This is a genomic window from uncultured Aquitalea sp., assembly GCF_945957525.1.
GTDB lineage: Bacteria > Pseudomonadota > Gammaproteobacteria > Burkholderiales > Chromobacteriaceae > Aquitalea.
The window spans coordinates 20,041-36,146 of record NZ_CAMFLA010000003.1; the positions used below are offsets into that span (position 1 = coordinate 20,041).

Consider the following 16,106-nt stretch of genomic DNA (forward strand, 5'->3'; position numbering starts at 1 on the left):
TTCTCTAATACACAATAATAAGGTCAATTGCCTTTCCTGACCAGTACCGCCGCGAAGAAGCCGTCGGTGTTGTGGATATGCGGCTTCAGTTGCAGGCAGTCTCCCGTTTCAAGGGTAATCTTCTGTTCGGCCAGAATCTCGCTGACCGGCAGCAGGCTGAAGTCGGGATGGTCGGTGAGGAAAGCGTCGACAATTTCGCGGTTTTCTTGCGGCAGCAGGCTGCAGGTGGCGTACACCAGACGACCGCCGGCTTTCACCAGTCGCGATGCGGAGGCGAGGATGGCGGCTTGTTTGGCGTTCAGCTCGAGGACGCTTTCCGGGCTTTGGCGGAATTTCAGGTCCGGATTGCGGCGCAGGGTACCCAGGCCGGAGCAGGGGGCGTCCACCAGAACGCGATCGGCCTTGCCGGCCAGGCGTTTCACCTTGGTGTCGTTTTCGTGGGCCAGCAGTTGCGGGTGCACATTGGACAGGCCAGAGCGGGCCAGGCGGGGTTTGAGGTTGGACAGGCGCTTTTCCGATACGTCAAACGCGTACAGGCGGCCGCTGGAGGCCATCAGCGCGCCCAGCAGCAAGGTTTTGCCGCCGGCGCCGGCGCAGAAGTCCACCACCATTTCACCGCGACGCGCGCCGGTGATCAGGCCCAGTAGCTGGCTGCCTTCGTCCTGCACCTCGATGGCGCCGTTGCGGAACAGCTCGTATTTGGCCAGCGCCGGTTTGCCTTCCAGGCGGATGCCGATGGGGGAGTAGGGCGTCGGCGCGCAGGCGAAGCCGTCGGCGCGCAGGCGCTCGATGGCTTCCTCTCGCTTCATTTTCAGCGTGTTGACGCGCAGGTCCAGCGGCGCCGCCTGCATCAGGCCCTGGCCCAGCGCCAGCACCTCGGCCGGGTCCTGCTCCGGCAAACGTTCAATCACCCAGGCCGGCAGTTCGGCGGCAATGTCCAGCGCGTCAGGCAGTGTCTTGCCCTTGATGCCGCCCAGCCATTCGCGCTCGCCAGCGCTGGTGGCGTCGGACAATTCCTTGACGTTGAGGCGGGAGAACTGCATCAGCGCCACCATGGCCAGCCGGCGCGGGGTGGCCTTGTCCGGTGCAATCAGCGCGCGCAGGCGGATGAGGTTGCGCAGGCAGCCGAAGGCGGTTTCCGCGATCAGGTGGCGCTCCTGGCTGCCCAGCTTGTTGTGTTCGCGAAAGTAGGCGGACAGTACGGCGTCGGCCGGGCGGTCGAAGCGGGTCATCTGGCCGATGACGGTTTCCAAATGCTTGAGTTGGCTATGGCTAATGGTCATTTTTATTGCGTCTTGTCGGTTGTAGCGGAAGTTTCCACTGTTCTGTGCCGTCGACATTGATCAGCACGGCCCGGAGATCCATCCGGTTGTTGTTGTTGTCGGTGAACACGATGCGCACCGGCAAGTTGGCGAAATCGGGCGAGAGCCAGAATTCCGCCGCGCGGCCACTTACACGGTAGACGATCACCCGGATTTTCGCGCTGCCGAAGTCGTAATCGGCTTCGCCGCTGGGGGCGATCGGGTGTTCGTATACTTTTTTGCCGGTAGTCACCTGCAGGGGGGCGTTGCCTAGTTCGCCGCCTTTCAGTCCCAGCTGGAAGGCCAGGCTGAACACATCCAGCGCGCCGGTTTTCAGTGGGGTGTTCTGGTTGGGCGGGTCGCCGTAAATCAGCTGCCCGGCGTCATAGTCGAAGCGTGCGGACTCTTTGGCTTCGCCGTTTTTCCAGGCCTGCATGCTGTCCGGTTTCAGGCCCTGCTTGTTGGTGAAACCGCCTTCGGACAGATAGCGGATCTTGATCTTGCCGAACAGCGCGCTGACGTTTTCCTCCAGACGATAGCGTCCGTCGCCGCGTTGCCACTCCAGCGAGCCGCTGCCCACCAGGATATCGTTGCGGAAGCCCTGATACTGCAGGCTGGCCTTGTGCGGGAAGCCGGTTAGCGGTGCCGGCGGGTAAACATAGCCGGCCTTTTTCTCCGTAGCCGGCGCGCTGGCGGCGACAGGTTCGGAGGCGTTCTTGTGCGTCCGGCTGGCCGATGCCGGCGCCGAGGCTTCGGCCAACCCCGGTTTTTCCGCTGCCGGGGCGCTGGCCGGGCTTGCCATTTGCGGCGCGCTGGCCTCGCGGGCCGGCGCTGAGGTTTCCGCTTTGGGCACCGATGCTTCGCGGCGCGGTTTTTTGACCGGCTTGGGGCCCTTGACGGGGATGCCGCCCAGTCTGGCGGTGGGTGCTGCCGGCGCGGCTGCGTCCGGCTCGGCCGCCAGCGCGCGCATCTTGACGTCGATCTTGCGCAGCGGTTTCTCCGGCTGCAGGTCTATGGTTGCGTCCGGCAGCAGCCCTGAACCGATGAACGCGATGTGCATCAGCAGGGACAGCAGCAGGGCGAGGGTGAAGACCCGCAGCGGCTTCTTCATGCCGTTCCTGTCACGGGGCGGGCGACATCAGGCTGGCGGCGGGGTTGTCGCCGCATTTCACCTTGCCGTCGTGCAGCGCCAGCTCGCCAGCCACGAAGCGGCGCACGGCGGCCGGATACAGCTGGTGTTCCAGCGTCAGCACGCGCGCGGCGATGCTGTCCGCAGTGTCGTCGTCCTGCAGCGTGACCACGCCCTGCGCCACGATGGGGCCGTGATCCAGTTCGGCGGTGACAAAGTGCACCGTGCAACCGGCCACCTTGCAGCCCATTTCCAGCGCGCGCTGATGGGTGTGCAAGCCAGGGAAGGCGGGCAGCAACGATGGGTGGATATTCAGCATGCGGCCTTCGTAGCGACGGGTGAAGCCTTCGGTGAGAATGCGCATGAAACCGGCCAGCACCACCAGATCGGGTTGGTGGCTGTCGATGGTGGCAGCCAGTGCGGCGTCGAAGGCTTCCCGACTGGGGTAGAGCTTGTGGTCAACCACTTCGGTCGCAATGCCGCGTTCGGCCGCCCAGGCGAGGCCTGCGGCATCGGGACGGTTGGCGATCACAGCGGCCACGCGGGCGCCGGAGATGCCGGCATTGACGATGGCCTGCATATTGGAGCCGCGGCCGGAAATCAGGATGACGATATTTTTCATGGTGCGTGGTGCATTAAATCGTAATTTCAGCGCCGGAGGCAGGCGGCGCGGCTTCTGTGCCGTAAATGACAAACGCCGCCAGCGTAGCCGGCGGCGCCTGGAGCGCTGACAGCGGCGGAGCCGGTCAGCGCATCAGCCGGATCAGGCGATCTGGGTCTGGTGTTCGTCGCCTTCGCGGGCGCGAACCACGCCCAGACGATGCACCGTTTCGCCTTCGGCGGCCAAGAAGCGCGCCGCTTCGTCAGCCTTGTCGGCGGCCACGATCACTACCATGCCGACGCCGCAGTTGAAGGTGCGGTACATTTCCTGGATATCCACATTGCCCTGTTGCTGCAGCCACTGGAACAGCTTGGGCAGTTCCCAGCTCTTGGCGTCCAGTTGAGCCACGACGTTGCCCGGCAGCACGCGCGGGGTGTTTTCGGTGATGCCGCCGCCGGTGATGTGCGCCATACCCTTGACCTGCATGGCCTGCATGAGTTTCAGCAGGGGCTTCACATAGATCCGGGTAGGGGCGATCACGGCATCGCGCAGCGACTTGTCGCCGTCGAAGGGCGCGTCCAGATCCGGCTGGGCGCGATCAATGATCTTGCGCACCAGACTGTAACCGTTGGAGTGCACGCCGTTGGAACCGAGGCCCAGCACCACGTCGCCCGGGATGATGTCGCGGCCGGTGATGACCTGGCTTTTTTCCACCACGCCCACCGCGAAGCCGGCGAGGTCGTATTCGCCTACCGGGTACATGCCCGGCATTTCGGCGGTTTCACCGCCGATCAGCGCGCAACCAGCCTGTTCACAGCCGGCGGCGATGCCCTTGATCACGTCGGTGGCCTGGGGCACGTCCAGCTTGCCGCAGGCGAAGTAGTCGAGGAAGAACAGCGGCTCCGCGCCTTGCACCAGGATGTCATTCACGCTCATGGCCACCAGATCGATGCCCACGGTGTCGTGGCGATTCCAGTCAAAAGCCAGTTTCAGCTTGGTGCCCACGCCGTCGGTGCCAGATACCAGTACCGGTTCCTTGTACTTCTTGGAGATTTCCACCAGTGCGCCGAAACCGCCGATGCCGCCGAGGACTTCCGGGCGCATGGTGCGCTTGGCATAGGGCTTGATGTTTTCGACCAGCGCGTCGCCAGCGTCGATATCCACGCCTGCATCACGGTAACTGAGGGACTGGGTGCTCAAGGTAAACTCGCTTTCTGCTAACTTGAAGTAATTTCACGTCAAGCTTTCGCCGATGCGAAAGCACTGTATTTTAACTGAATTCGCGCCGCCACGCTGCCGTAACTTGCCGATTGTCGCCAAATAAGGGCTGCGTCCGTCGCCGGAGTGTGGCGAGCGGGCGAAGACGGGAGGTCGCCGTCCTTTCGCCGCCTGCCCATCTCGTCGTAAAATCGGGGCTTGACCTCTTCTTCGGCCAACCTGAAACGCACTTGGACCAGCTCGTACTCGACCTCACCCCTACCCCGTTGCCGGCTTTCGACAATTTCCTTGCCGAACGCAACCGCGAAGTCATCACCGCGTTGACGGCGGACGACGGCGAGCGCTTCATTTATCTATGGGGCGAGCCGGGCAGCGGCAAAACGCATCTGTTGCAGGCGTGGATCGCCCATGCGGAGCGTCTGGGGCGGGCATCCATCTATCTGGACGGCCAACGCGAACACCTGCCGGATTTCGCCCGCGAAGCCAGCTTCATCGCCGTCGATCATGTGGACGATCTGGCGCCGGACGACCAGATCACCCTGTTTTCCTTTTATAACTCGCTGAAGGAAAGCGGCGAGGGCCGCTTGCTGATGGCCGGGCGCAAACCGCCGATGGCGGCCGCCGTGCGCGACGATCTGCGCACCCGCTTGGGCTGGGGGCTGGTGTTGGAGGTGAAGGCGCTGTCCGACGAGGATAAGCTGGCCGCGCTGCGCACCCATGCCGCCAACCGTCAGTTGCAGGTGGCCGACGATGTGTTCCGCTACCTGCTGACGCACTGGCGGCGCGATCTGTCCAGCCTGATCGCCATGCTGGACATGCTGGACCGCTATTCCCTGGCGCTGCGCCGTCCCATTACGGTGCCGCTCGTCAAGAACGTACTGCAAACCGCTACCGCCCCCGACTCATGACCGCACAACGCAATCTTGCCCTGTTCGACCTCGACAACACCCTGCTCAAGGGGGATTCCGACTATGAGTGGCCGCGCTTTCTCATCAAGCGCGGCATTGTCGACCAGGCTTATTACGATCGTCGCAACGATCATTTCTACGAGCAGTACAAGTCCGGCACGCTCAACATCGCCGAATACCTCGAGTTTGCGCTGGAGCCGCTGACGCGCTACAGCCGCCAGCAGCTGGCCGACCTGCACGCTGCCTATATGGACGAGCACATCCGCCCGATCATCCTGCCGGCCGCGCTGGATCTTTTGGCGGCCCACTGCAGCATGGGCGACGAGATCCTGATCATCACCGCCACTAACCGCTTTGTTACCGGCCCCATCGCGGCCGAATTGGGGGTGGACGATGAGCATCTGATCGCCATCGATCTGGAAACCGATGCCGAAGGCCGCTACACCGGCCGCCATACCGGAGTGCCCAGTTTCCAGGACGGCAAGATCACCCGCCTGGACATGTGGCTGGCCGAACGCGGCCTGTCCATGGACAGCTTTGGCCGCAGCTTCTTCTACAGCGATTCGCACAATGATTTGCCGCTGTTGCGCAAGGTCAGCAATCCGGTGGCGGTAGACCCGGACCCTACCCTGCGTCAGTTTGCGCAGGAGCAGGGCTGGCCCGTCATCAGCCTGCGCGGCTGAGTCCTCATCCCGTCAGCACAGGTTGGCCGAAGCGCCAGCCTGTTTTTTTGCCCGGAGAATCCCATGCAGCAACTGGAAGCCTTTCTTGCCCGCGCCGAAGCGCTGATGGCCCGTCTCGAACCGTTGCTGCCGCCGGCCCGGCCCGAGCCGGACTGGCAGGCCACCGCCTTCCGCTGGCGGCGACAGGGGCTGGCCGGCTGGCTGGAGGCCGTACCAGACCCGCACACGCTGCCCTTGGCGCGGCTGACTCATATTGATCGTCAGCTGGCGCTCTTGGTGCGCAACACCCGACAGTTCGTCAAGGGCAAACCGGCCAACAATGTGTTGCTGACCGGCGCGCGCGGCACCGGCAAGTCCTCGCTGATCAAGGCCTTGCTGCCGGAGTTTGCCGACAAGGGCTTGCGGCTGGTGGAGGTGGACAAGGGCCATCTGGCCGATCTGCACGACATCATGGCGCTGCTGGCCGATCGCAAGGAACGCTTCATCCTGTTTTGCGACGACCTCTCCTTTGAGGAGGGCGACGACGCCTACAAAGCCCTGAAAACGGCGCTGGACGGCGGTCTGGCCCGTCGAGCCGACAATGTGCTGGTGTATGCCACCTCCAATCGCCGGCACCTGATTCCGGAAAAAATGAGCGAGAACCGTGAAGGCTGGGTGAGGGACGGCGAAATCCATCCGGGCGAAGCCACCGAAGAAAAAGTCTCGCTGTCGGATCGCTTCGGCCTCTGGCTGTCGTTCTATCCCTTCGATCAGGATGCTTATCTGGCCGCGGTAAAGGAATGGTTGAGCCATTTCGGTCTGGGCATGGATGACGAGGCCGAGCGCGCGGCCTTGCAATGGAGCCAGCTGCGCGGCAGCCGCTCCGGTCGCGTGGCCTGGCAGTTCGCCAACGACTGGGCCGGGCGTCCGGCGAAGGAACGCAAGGCGGAGCTGGGCAAGTGAGCGCTGTTGCGCTTGTCAGGAGGGCGGCGTGAGTGCGGCTGAGGCGTTCATCCCGCAGCGCGGGCGCGGCGTGGCCCTGTACTGTCTGGCCATTTTGTTGCTGGCGACGATGGACGCTGCCGCCAAATGGCTGACCAGCGGTTTCCCGGTGGGCGAGATCGTGTTTTTCCGCTCGGCGTTTGCGCTGATTCCGCTGATGCTGTTCGGCATGCGCGGTGCGGGGTCGTTGACCTCTCGCCTGAAAACCGCGCGGCCTTGGGCGCATCTGGCGCGCGGCATGGTGGTGTTGGTGACGCTGGTAAGTTTTTTCGCCGCCTTGCTGCATTTGCCTTTGGCCACGGTGACGGTGATCACGCTGGCCAATCCGGTATTCATGCTGCTGATCGGCGTGCTGTGGCTGCGCGAACGGGTGGGCGGCGTGCAATGGCTGGCGGTGGCCCTGGGGCTGGCCGGCGTCGTGGTGGTGTGCGGATGGTCGGGGCTGGGCATGGATGTTTACAGCCTGATGGCCATTGTCTCGGCTTTCTCCTACGCGCTGGCGTCGATTCTCACGCGGCGGCTGGCCGCCACCGATTCCCCGTTGTCCATTACCTTTTACGGCACGCTGGTGATGCTGGTCGCGTCGCTGTGCACGGTAGGGGGCGGCTGGTTGTGGCCGCAAGGCGGCGAGTGGCTGGTGCTGATTTTGCTGGGCCTTGCCGGCGCAGCCGCCAATTTTGTCAACGCACTGTCCTTGCGGCATGTGGAGCTGAGCGCGGTGGCCCCGCTGGAGTACACCATTCTGCTGTGGGCCGCCGGGTTCGGCTACCTGCTATTTGGTGAAATCCCCGGTCCCAACGCCTTGCTGGGCGGCGTGCTGATTGTCGCCAGCGGCGTGCTGGCGGCTCGGCAAAGCCGCTGATTCCCGTTTTATATCTGAGCAAGACAAGCATGCAATCCGACAAGAAGATCATCGATGTAGTGGCGGCGGCGTTGATACGCCCCGATGGCCGCTTTCTGCTGGGCAGCCGCCCGGCAGGCAAGCCTTATGCCGGCTACTGGGAGTTTCCCGGCGGCAAGGTGGAGCCTGGCGAGAGCGCGCAGGCCGCGCTGGCGCGTGAACTGGATGAGGAAATGGGCATTGTCGTGCGTCACGCCACGCCCTGGCTGACCAAGGTGCATCATTACGAACACGCCTCGGTGAAGCTGCAGTTTTTCCGGGTGTGGGCCTGGGATGGCGAGCCGCAATCCCGAGAAGGACAGTGCTTTGCCTGGCAGCGGCCTGGCGAACTGGATGTCGCGCCCATGCTGCCCGCCAACGGCCCCATCCTGAAATCGCTGGCGCTGCCGCCGGTGTACCGCATCACCTGCGCTCATGAACTTGGCGAGGCTGCGGCTTTGTCAGCGTTGGAAAACATCCTGCCGGGCGACATGGTGCAAGTGCGCGAGCCTGATCTTGCGCGCGAGCAACTGGCGGATTTCGTCCATCGCGCCGCCGGCATTGTGCATTCCCGCGGCGGCAAGCTGCTGGTGAATGCCGATCCGGACTGGCTCTCCGGCTGGCCAGTGGACGGCGTGCATTTGAACACAGCCCGGCTGCAGGGCGTGTCGTCACGGCCGGACTTCGAGTGGGTGGGCGCTTCCGCCCACAATGCCCGCGAACTGGCCCGCGCCGATGCGCTGGGTCTGGATTACGCCTTGCTGGGTCATGTGCAGGCTACCGCCAGCCACCCAGGCTTGCCGCCGCTGGGTTGGGACGGCTTCGGCCAACTGCTGGCTAGCGGTCATGGCCTGCCGGTGTATGCGCTGGGCGGCTTGACCGAGCGCGATGCGGCCGAAGCGCGCGAGTACGGCGCGCATGGCGTGGCCTTGATGCGGGGAGCATGGCGATGAACGCCAAACAGAGAAAGCTGTTGCTGCTGGGCGTGGCGCTATTGCTGCTGGGCGCCATCAAAGGCGGCATGATCTATTGGTACCTGCAAAAACAGCAAGCAGCGCCGCCAGCGCCGCAGGCTCTGCTGTGTCGTGAATTGAGCCAGCCTTGCGCGCTGCCGGACGGCGGCGCGCTGCGCTTTGTCAGCCAGCCGGAAAACGGCAAGCCTTTCCTGATTCGACTGGAAGGCGTGCAAGGCGGGGAGCCGACGGTGGAGTTTGCCATGGTGGGGATGGATATGGGTTTCAACCGCTACCGTTTCTTGCCGGAGGGGGCGGACTGGCAAGCCAAAGTCACGTTACCGGTGTGCGCCACCGGCAGCCGGGAATGGCTGGCTACTTTTGCCTTGAACGGCAAGCGCTACAGCCTGCCGTTTACCGTGCGCTGATCCGCTTGTTGCTGTCCGCCGCGCGGGCAGGGTGCAAGTGGGCAAATAAAAAAACCGCTCTGGCGTAAGCCAAGGGTTCAGGCTGGGGCAGTGGTCAAGCCCAGCGCGTAGCAGGCCAGCACGCCGGCAAAGATCACCGCGCCGACGCGATTGTTGTCGAGGAACGCCTTGAAGCACAGGCCGCGGTCGCGGGTGCGGATTTCCAGATACTGCTTGCCGATCAGCAGGGCCGATACGGCAAGGCTGGCCCAGTACGGCCAGCCAAAACCCAACTGACGGCCCACGCCGGCCATCAGGGCCAGAAACAGCGCATGGCAGAGCATGATGGCGGCCACATCATGTTGGCCGAAGGTGATGGCGGAAGTCTTGATGCCGATTTTCAGATCGTCCGGCTTGTCCGCCATGGCGTAGGCGGTGTCGTAGGCAACGGTCCACAGCGCATTGGCCAGCAGCAGCACCCAGGCCAGCAGCGGCACGTGATGGGTTTGCGCGGCGAAGGCCATGGGAATGCCGAAGGAGAACGCCAGGCCCAGATAAGCTTGCGGCACCGGGAAAAATCGTTTGGTGAAGGGATAGGTGGCGGCAATGAACAGGGCCGGCACGCTCATCAGCCAGGTAAGCGGATTAAGCGGCAGGATCAGCACAAAGGCCGCCAGCGCCAGCACGGCCGCCAGCAGCAAGGCTTCTTTCTCGCTGACCGCGCCGCGCGCGAAGGGGCGCTGGCTGGTGCGCGCCACATGGGCATCGTAGTGACGGTCGGCATAGTCATTGATGACGCAGCCGGCCGAACGCATCAGAAAAGTGCCCAGCACAAAGATGACGGTGATGAGCGGATCGGGCCGGCCGTTGCCGGCCATCCACAGGCCCCACAGCGTGGGCCAGAGCAGCAGCAGGGTGCCGATGGGCTTGTCCATGCGCATCAGCTGGCTGTAGACGGTGTAGCGATCTCGCAGCAGGGCGGCGTTCATGACAACAGATTCTCCAGAGTCGGCAGGAAGACCTCGCACACCACCATGGGCGCCTCGTCCAGCAAGAAGCGGCAGCGACGCGCGGGCGGCGTTTGCGCCGGAATGATGAGGTTGGCCGAAGCGCAGAGCGGGTGCGAAGCGGGCAGCAAGGCGTAGTGGAGCGGCTCCCGGCAAAGTTGGGGCAAACCGCCGAACAAGGTCAGGCCCAGCGAGCGGCTGCCGCGATCCAGCACCGGCAACCACACCGGGCAATCGGGGCGGCAGTAGCTGCGGGCAAACACCACCGGCACGCCGTCCAGCGTCAGCGCCACTTCGCGCACGTACTGCGGCGCGCCCTTCGGCAAACCCAGCTGCGCCGACTCGTCGTCATGTCCGCCGGCAAGGCCTTGGCGCAACACGGTCACCGCAAACGCGCGGCCGGTGGCCATCAGGCGTTCGGTGAGAGAGCCGGTTTCTGTCAGACAGGCGACAAGCGCCGGAGAAAGGGCGGGGGGCTCGGCGAGCCACAGTGAATCCTGAACCATGGCGCGCATTATGCCAAAGCAGGGCGGGCTTGTCCCGCGCGCCATCAGTGCGGGCTTTAGCGCTGCCGGGCTTTACAGCGGCTAACAAAAATCCGTATCACGGTAGAGGCAAGGCGCGCGGACGTAGGCAGTACTTGAGTACGACAAGGAGGCGCAACGCAGCATCAGGAATTTTGTTAGTCGCTCTTATTGAGCCCGGCAAGGCTTTTCCCGGGGTTAACCCTTACTGCGCCGCAGCAGCGGAAGTATGATGATGGGGAATCCTCTTCATCATTTTCAAGGCAAGCCGCCCGCCGGCGGCGGCCGATCAAGGCCATGATAGAAACCCTGTTGTGGCTGGTGGGTTACCAGTTGGCTGGAGAACTCATCAGCAAAACCTTTTCCTTGCCGCTGCCCGGCCCGGTGCTGGGCATGCTGTTGCTCTTCATCACGCTGTGCCTGCGCAAGTCGGTGCCCGACACCATGAAGACGCATGTGCCGCGCTTCTTGTCGCATTTGTCCTTGCTGTTCATTCCCGCCGGGGGCGCGGTGCTGGCCTACAAGGACTTGCTGGCCGGCTATGGATGGCAGCTGCTGACGGTGCTGGCCCTGGCCACGGTGCTGACGCTGCTGGTGCCGGGCGCGGCGCTCAAGCTGCTGCTCTCGCGTCGTCGCGCGCATCATCATGAGGAGCAGACATGAACGCCGAAGCAGCGCTGGCCGTCATTCGCACATCGCCGCTCAGCGGCGTCTTTGTCACCTTGCTGGCCTACAAGCTGGCGGTACTGTTCAATCGTCGCTGTCACGGCCATCCATTGTCCAACCCTGTGCTGATCGGCGTGCTTTTGTTGCTGGCTTGGCTATTGTTGACCGGTACCAGCTATCATGACTACATGAAAGGCGGGCAGTTCATCCAGATGCTGCTGGGACCGGCCACGGTAGCGCTGGCGGTCCCCTTGTACAGCAATCTCTCGCGCCTCAAGCGCGCTGCCGGCCCGCTGGCGATCAGCATCGGTCTGGGTGGTTTGTGCGGCATTGCCAGCGCAGTGGGGCTGGCAATGTTGTTCGGCCTGCCGCATGAGGTGGTGATGTCTTTCACTACCCGCGCGGTGACCACGCCTATCGCCATGAGCGTGTCGCAGGGCGTGGGCGGGATACCCGAGCTGTCGGCCATGTTTGTCATCTTGTCCGGTATTTTCGGCGCCGTGATCGTGAAACCGTTGTTCAGCCTGATGGGGCTGGCGGACGACATGGTGCTGGGTGTGGCCACCGGCGTGTCCGCCCACGGCATCGGAACGGCGCGGGTGTTCCAGTTGTCGGAAACCGCAGGAGCGTTTTCCGGGCTGGCCATGGGCCTCAATGGCCTTCTTACCGCCGTACTGGTACCCTTGCTGGCTCCGCTTCTGCATTGAGCGGACGACACGCGCCTGACACATGGGGCGCGTAGTCTTGCCAGACTCCGGAGCGCGTTCGCGGCTCCGTCCGCGTCTTGCGCGCGCAGGCCGCTTCTGAGAGGCGGCTTGCTCCGCGACTGAAAACAAAGAATATCGGAGGGAATAATGGATCTGATTTTGTGGCGTCATGCCGAAGCCGAGGACGGATCTGACGATCTGGCCCGTGCATTGACCCGTCGTGGTCAGCAACAGGCCAGCCAGATGGCGGCCTGGTTGCGCCTGCGTCTGCCGCGCGACTATGTACTGCTGGCTTCCGAAGCCCGCCGCTCGCAACAGACAGCCGCTTTTTTGAGCAAGAGTTACGAAATAGCCCCGCAAATCAACCCGGACGCCTCTGTGGAGGAAGTGATGCAAGCCGTAGGTTGGCCGGACAACGACAAGACGGTGGTGCTGGTGGGCCATCAGCCCTATATCGGCCGGCTGTCGGCGCTGGTGCTGGCTGAGCAGCCGCTGTTGTGGAGCGTGAAGAAGGGCGCGGTGTGGTGGCTCAACCATCGCGTGCGGCACGATATCGAACAGGTGCGTCTGAAAGTGATGATGACGCCGGGCATGCTGACCAGCAACGACTGAGCGACAAAGTCTCTTTCATCAACCAACCCCCGTGGCGCGCAAGCGCGGCGGGGGTTGTCTTTTATCGGGATGCCGCAAAAAAAAGTGGGCTCCCGAAGGAGCCCTGATCAGCGGGTACCAAGCGGGCACTTAAGCCCTGAGAGAGAGTCTTGGTAAAGCTAGATTAAAAACAGCTTTCAAAAATATCAACAAATGACGGTTAGCTGACGGCGGATTCCAGCTGAGTCCGCAGCTTTTTCGCCACACTTACCATCGCAGTCAGCGCGGCTTCCACTTCGGGCCATTGGCGAGTCTTGAGACCGCAGTCCGGATTCACCCACAGTCGGCGGGCTGGAATCACTTCCAGCGCTTTTTCCAGCAGGCGGCTGATTTCGGCCTCGGAAGGAATGCGCGGGCTGTGGATGTCGTACACGCCGGGGCCGATGTCATTGGGGTAGCTGAAGCGGCCAAAGTCGCGCAGCAGTTCCATGTCGGAGCGCGAGGTTTCAATGGTGATCACGTCGGCGTCCAGCGCGGCGATCTGCGGCAGGATGTCGCCAAACTCCGAATAACACATATGGGTGTGGATCTGGGTGGCGTCGTCCACCTTCCAGCTGGTAAGGCGGAAAGCCTCGCCGGCCCAGGCCAGGTAGTCGGCTTGTTGCGATGTCTTGAGCGGCAGCCCCTCGCGGATGGCCGGTTCGTCGATCTGGATAACGCGGATGCCGGCGTTTTCCAGGTCCAGCACTTCCTCGTTCAAGGCCAGCGCGATCTGGCGGCACACTTCGCGGCGCGGCAGGTCGTCGCGCACGAAACTCCATTGCAGGATAGTGACCGGCCCGGTGAGCATGCCTTTTACCGGTCTGTCGGTGAGGCTTTGCGCATACACGGCCCAGCCGACGGTCATCGGCTGCGGGCGCGCCACGTCGCCATAGATGATGGGCGGCTTGACGCAGCGGCTGCCATAGCTTTGCACCCAGCCGAAGCGGGTGAAGATGAAGCCGTCCAGCTGTTCGCCGAAGTATTCCACCATGTCGTTGCGCTCGGCCTCGCCGTGGACCAGTACGTCGATGTCCAGCGCTTCCTGGCGGCGGATGGCCAGTTCGATTTCTTCGCGCATGGCCTGCTCGTAGGCCGCCGGCGTCAGTTCGTCCTGTTTGAAGGCGGCCCGGGCCTTGCGAATGGCCGCCGTTTGCGGGAAGGAACCGATGCTGGTGGTGGGCAGCAAGGGCAGATTCAGCCAGGCTTGTTGTGCGGCGATGCGCTCTGCGAAAGGGCTGTGGCGCTGATCGGCGTCCGCCGGCAGCGAAGCCAGGCGCTGCAGTACCGCCGGCTTGTGGATGCGCGGGCTGGCGCGGCGCTGGTCGCGGGCGAAGTCGCTGCCCACCAGCTCGTTGGCGATGCTGGCGCGGCCTTGCGTCAGACCGCGCTGCAGCAGCTTGAGCTCGTTGAGTTTTTGCACGGCAAAGGCCAGCCAGGGGCGCACATCGGCATCCAGCGAGGTTTCCGCCGCCAGATCAAACGGGCTGTGCAACAAGGAGCAACTGGCGGACAGCCACAGGTTATCGCCCAGCGCGGCGCACAGCGGCTCCAGCTTGTCGAGGCTGGCGGAGAGGTCGTGACGCCAGACATTGCGGCCATCCACCACGCCGGCGGAGAGAATCTTGCCGGCGGGCCACGCTTCGGCAAACGTGGCCAGCTGCTCCGGCGCGCGGGCCAGGTCCAGATGCAGGCCTGCCACCGGCAGTGCCTTGAGCAGGGCGGCGTGCTCCGCTACGCTGCCGAAGTAAGTGGAGAGCAGCACTTTCAGCGGCGCGCCGCTCAGTGTTTCGTAAGCCGGGGCATAGGCCGCCAGCCAGGCGGCCGGCAGATCCAGCGCCAGCGCCGGTTCGTCCAGTTGCACCCATTCCACCCCCTGTTGCGCCAGTGCTCCCAGCAGTTCCGCGTAGCAGGCAAGCAGGGCGGGCAGCAGGCTCAGGCGGTCGAAGTCGCCGCCCTTGGTCTTGCCCAGCCACAGCAGCGTAAGCGGACCCACCAGCACCGGTTTGGCCTTGATGCCCAGAGCGCGGGCTTCGGCCAACTGCGCCAGCAGCGGGGCCGGGTTGGGGCTGAAGCGGGTATTCGCCTCCCACTCCGGCACCAGGTAGTGGTAGTTGGTATCGAACCACTTGGTCATTTCCAGTGCGGGCTGCTGGTGGTTGCCGCGCGCCAGTTCAAAGTAGCGGGCGGTGGTGAGCGTGGCGGCGTCGAAACCGAAGCGGGACGGGATGGCCCCCACCAGAATCTGGGCGTCCAGCACATGGTCGTACAGCGAGAAGTCACCCACCGGGGACAATGCCACGCCGGCGCCTTTTTGCAGCAGCCAGTGGCGTTGGCGCAGTTCGCGCGCGCCCTGCAGCAGGGCGGTCTCGTCAATGTCGTGCTTCCAGTAGCTTTCCAGCAGGAATTTCAGTTCACGTTTGGCGCCGATGCGGGGAAAGCCGGCGAGATGCAGAGTGGTCATGCGGAAGGCTCCTTGTCGAAAATCTTGAGTACAAGCATCCGTCATGCTGGTGTATGATTCAAACGCATTATTTTTGTATTTTGCATGAATTAAATTAATGAGGTGAGTGATGCTGGAGTTGCGTCATCTGAAAACCCTGATCGCGCTATCGGAAACCGGCAGCGTGTCGCTGGCGGCGGAACGGGTGTTTCTGACTCAGTCCGCCTTGTCCCACCAGCTCAAACAATTGGAGGCGCATTACCAGCAGCCGTTGTTTGAGCGCAAAAGCCAGCCGCTGCGGTTTACGCCGGCTGGCGAGCGGCTGTTGGCGCTGGCTCGCGACGTGCTGTCGCGGGTGGCGTCGGCGGAGCGGGATGTGGCGCGCATCCGCCAGGGCGAGGCGGGCGAGCTGAGGGTGGCGGTGGAATGCCACACCTGCTTTGACTGGCTGATGCCGGCCATGGACACCTTCCGCCAGCATTGGCCGGCGGTGGAGCTGGACATCGTTTCCGGGTTTCATGCCGACCCGGTCAGCTTGCTGCTGACCCGTCGGGCGGATCTGGCCATCGTGTCGGAAGTGGAGGAACAGGCTGGCGTGGCGCACAGCCCCTTGTTTGCCTACGAGATGGTGGGCATCGTGGCGCGCGACCATCCGCTGTCGGAAAAGCCGGTGTGGCGGGCGGAGGATTTCGCCGGCGAGACGCTGATTCATTACCCGGTGCCGGACGACATGCTGGATTTGTGGCGCAAGCTGTTGAAGCCGGCCGGCGTGCAGCCGGCGCGGCGCACCAGTGAGCTGACGGTGGCCATCATCCAGTTGGTGGCCAGCCGTCGCGGCGTGGCGGCCTTGCCGTTCTGGGCGGTGAAGCCCTACCTGGAGCGCGGTTACGTGGTGGCGCGGCGCTTGGGAGAGGAGGGGTTGACCAGCGAGCTTTACGCCGCCCTGCGCGAGGATGACGCGGAGTTGGCCTTCATGCAGGATTTTCTCGCCACGGTACGGGAGCGCAGTTTTGCCACACTGCCGGGGCTGTCGGTGCTGGAGGGCTGATGCGCCATTGCCGGGTTTCC

The 16,106-nt window shown here is 63.7% G+C and carries 17 protein-coding genes; 10 read left to right on the forward strand and 7 right to left on the reverse strand.

Annotated features, from left to right (window positions below; genetic code table 11):
* Nucleotides 1–23: 23 nt before the first annotated feature.
* The 4 genes from Q0P52_RS03400 to purM all read right to left on the reverse strand — a co-directional run bounded on the left by Q0P52_RS03400 (nucleotide 24) and on the right by purM (nucleotide 4,231).
* Nucleotides 24–1,277, reverse strand: coding sequence for an RsmB/NOP family class I SAM-dependent RNA methyltransferase (locus tag Q0P52_RS03400; protein WP_293764098.1), 1,254 nt, complete (start codon nucleotides 1,275–1,277; stop codon nucleotides 24–26).
* Nucleotides 1,273–2,412, reverse strand: coding sequence for a DUF3108 domain-containing protein (locus tag Q0P52_RS03405; RefSeq protein ID WP_293764015.1), 1,140 nt, complete (start codon nucleotides 2,410–2,412; stop codon nucleotides 1,273–1,275). Before Q0P52_RS03405 ends, Q0P52_RS03400 begins: the two co-directional genes overlap by 5 nt.
* A gap of 10 nt (nucleotides 2,413–2,422) precedes the next feature.
* Nucleotides 2,423–3,052 (reverse strand): phosphoribosylglycinamide formyltransferase, encoded by a 630-nt coding sequence (purN, locus tag Q0P52_RS03410; protein ID WP_293764018.1) that lies wholly within the window; start codon nucleotides 3,050–3,052, stop codon nucleotides 2,423–2,425.
* Between the two features lie 141 nt (nucleotides 3,053–3,193).
* Nucleotides 3,194–4,231 (reverse strand): phosphoribosylformylglycinamidine cyclo-ligase, encoded by a 1,038-nt coding sequence (purM, locus tag Q0P52_RS03415; protein ID WP_293764021.1) that lies wholly within the window; start codon nucleotides 4,229–4,231, stop codon nucleotides 3,194–3,196.
* Between the two features lie 248 nt (nucleotides 4,232–4,479).
* Between purM and hda the strand changes: the two genes are divergently transcribed.
* The 6 genes from hda (at nucleotide 4,480) to Q0P52_RS03445 (ending at nucleotide 9,082) form a co-directional block, all read left to right on the forward strand.
* On the forward strand, nucleotides 4,480–5,157 hold the full coding sequence (hda, locus tag Q0P52_RS03420; protein WP_293764022.1) for a DnaA regulatory inactivator Hda: 678 nt from the start codon (nucleotides 4,480–4,482) through the stop codon (nucleotides 5,155–5,157).
* Complete coding sequence (locus tag Q0P52_RS03425) at nucleotides 5,154–5,840, forward strand: HAD family hydrolase (protein WP_293764023.1); 687 nt, start codon at nucleotides 5,154–5,156, stop codon at nucleotides 5,838–5,840. Before hda ends, Q0P52_RS03425 begins: the two co-directional genes overlap by 4 nt.
* A 63-nt stretch (nucleotides 5,841–5,903) precedes the next feature.
* Nucleotides 5,904–6,782: an ATP-binding protein gene (locus tag Q0P52_RS03430; RefSeq protein ID WP_293764025.1), complete on the forward strand. Its 879-nt coding sequence runs from the start codon at nucleotides 5,904–5,906 to the stop codon at nucleotides 6,780–6,782.
* 28 nt (nucleotides 6,783–6,810) lie between these two features.
* Nucleotides 6,811–7,683 (forward strand): DMT family transporter, encoded by an 873-nt coding sequence (locus Q0P52_RS03435; protein ID WP_293764027.1) that lies wholly within the window; start codon nucleotides 6,811–6,813, stop codon nucleotides 7,681–7,683.
* 29 nt (nucleotides 7,684–7,712) lie between these two features.
* Entirely contained in the window at nucleotides 7,713–8,654 is a 942-nt protein-coding gene (locus tag Q0P52_RS03440) for a Nudix family hydrolase (RefSeq protein ID WP_293764029.1), read from the forward strand.
* Nucleotides 8,651–9,082, forward strand: a complete 432-nt coding sequence (locus Q0P52_RS03445; RefSeq protein WP_293764031.1) for a hypothetical protein — start codon at nucleotides 8,651–8,653, stop codon at nucleotides 9,080–9,082. Before Q0P52_RS03440 ends, Q0P52_RS03445 begins: the two co-directional genes overlap by 4 nt.
* A gap of 77 nt (nucleotides 9,083–9,159) precedes the next feature.
* On the opposite strand, the gene ubiA is transcribed toward Q0P52_RS03445, so the two are convergent.
* Nucleotides 9,160–10,050, reverse strand: coding sequence for a 4-hydroxybenzoate octaprenyltransferase (ubiA, locus tag Q0P52_RS03450; protein WP_293764032.1), 891 nt, complete (start codon nucleotides 10,048–10,050; stop codon nucleotides 9,160–9,162).
* Nucleotides 10,047–10,574: a chorismate lyase gene (locus Q0P52_RS03455; RefSeq protein ID WP_293764034.1), complete on the reverse strand. Its 528-nt coding sequence runs from the start codon at nucleotides 10,572–10,574 to the stop codon at nucleotides 10,047–10,049. The genes ubiA and Q0P52_RS03455 overlap by 4 nt, the downstream gene beginning before the upstream one ends.
* Nucleotides 10,575–10,889: 315 nt before the next feature.
* Here Q0P52_RS03455 and Q0P52_RS03460 point away from each other — a divergent pair, with 315 nt between their 5' ends.
* The 3 genes from Q0P52_RS03460 (at nucleotide 10,890) to Q0P52_RS03470 (ending at nucleotide 12,577) form a co-directional block, all read left to right on the forward strand.
* A complete protein-coding gene (locus Q0P52_RS03460; protein WP_293764036.1) occupies nucleotides 10,890–11,255 on the forward strand; it encodes a CidA/LrgA family protein in 366 nt (121 codons plus the stop codon).
* Nucleotides 11,252–11,965, forward strand: a complete 714-nt coding sequence (locus Q0P52_RS03465) for an LrgB family protein (protein ID WP_293764038.1) — start codon at nucleotides 11,252–11,254, stop codon at nucleotides 11,963–11,965. The genes Q0P52_RS03460 and Q0P52_RS03465 overlap by 4 nt, the downstream gene beginning before the upstream one ends.
* 147 nt (nucleotides 11,966–12,112) lie before the next feature.
* Complete coding sequence (locus Q0P52_RS03470) at nucleotides 12,113–12,577, forward strand: histidine phosphatase family protein (RefSeq protein ID WP_293764040.1); 465 nt, start codon at nucleotides 12,113–12,115, stop codon at nucleotides 12,575–12,577.
* Nucleotides 12,578–12,776: 199 nt separating this feature from the next.
* Here the strand turns inward: Q0P52_RS03470 and metE are convergent, their stop codons facing one another.
* Nucleotides 12,777–15,059: a 5-methyltetrahydropteroyltriglutamate--homocysteine S-methyltransferase gene (metE, locus tag Q0P52_RS03475; RefSeq protein ID WP_293764042.1), complete on the reverse strand. Its 2,283-nt coding sequence runs from the start codon at nucleotides 15,057–15,059 to the stop codon at nucleotides 12,777–12,779.
* 109 nt (nucleotides 15,060–15,168) lie between these two features.
* Here metE and Q0P52_RS03480 point away from each other — a divergent pair, with 109 nt between their 5' ends.
* A complete protein-coding gene (locus Q0P52_RS03480; protein WP_293764043.1) occupies nucleotides 15,169–16,086 on the forward strand; it encodes a LysR family transcriptional regulator in 918 nt (305 codons plus the stop codon).
* The last annotated feature ends 20 nt before the right edge of the window (nucleotides 16,087–16,106 follow it).

Bases quoted from the DNA above. Each gene is read 5' to 3' on its own strand.
- purN (WP_293764018.1), bottom strand. From the start codon at position 3,052: ATGAAAAATATCGTCATCCTGATTTCCGGCCGCGGCTCCAATATGCAG.
- metE (WP_293764042.1), bottom strand. From the start codon at position 15,059: ATGACCACTCTGCATCTCGCCGGCTTTCCCCGCATCGGCGCCAAACGT.
- Q0P52_RS03480 (WP_293764043.1), top strand. From the start codon at position 15,169: ATGCTGGAGTTGCGTCATCTGAAAACCCTGATCGCGCTATCGGAAACC.
- Q0P52_RS03465 (WP_293764038.1), top strand. From the start codon at position 11,252: ATGAACGCCGAAGCAGCGCTGGCCGTCATTCGCACATCGCCGCTCAGC.
- ubiA (WP_293764032.1), bottom strand. From the start codon at position 10,050: ATGAACGCCGCCCTGCTGCGAGATCGCTACACCGTCTACAGCCAGCTG.
- Q0P52_RS03405 (WP_293764015.1), bottom strand. From the start codon at position 2,412: ATGAAGAAGCCGCTGCGGGTCTTCACCCTCGCCCTGCTGCTGTCCCTG.
- Q0P52_RS03460 (WP_293764036.1), top strand. From the start codon at position 10,890: ATGATAGAAACCCTGTTGTGGCTGGTGGGTTACCAGTTGGCTGGAGAA.
- Q0P52_RS03470 (WP_293764040.1), top strand. From the start codon at position 12,113: ATGGATCTGATTTTGTGGCGTCATGCCGAAGCCGAGGACGGATCTGAC.
- Q0P52_RS03425 (WP_293764023.1), top strand. From the start codon at position 5,154: ATGACCGCACAACGCAATCTTGCCCTGTTCGACCTCGACAACACCCTG.
- Q0P52_RS03440 (WP_293764029.1), top strand. From the start codon at position 7,713: ATGCAATCCGACAAGAAGATCATCGATGTAGTGGCGGCGGCGTTGATA.
- Q0P52_RS03445 (WP_293764031.1), top strand. From the start codon at position 8,651: ATGAACGCCAAACAGAGAAAGCTGTTGCTGCTGGGCGTGGCGCTATTG.
- Q0P52_RS03430 (WP_293764025.1), top strand. From the start codon at position 5,904: ATGCAGCAACTGGAAGCCTTTCTTGCCCGCGCCGAAGCGCTGATGGCC.
- Q0P52_RS03455 (WP_293764034.1), bottom strand. From the start codon at position 10,574: ATGGTTCAGGATTCACTGTGGCTCGCCGAGCCCCCCGCCCTTTCTCCG.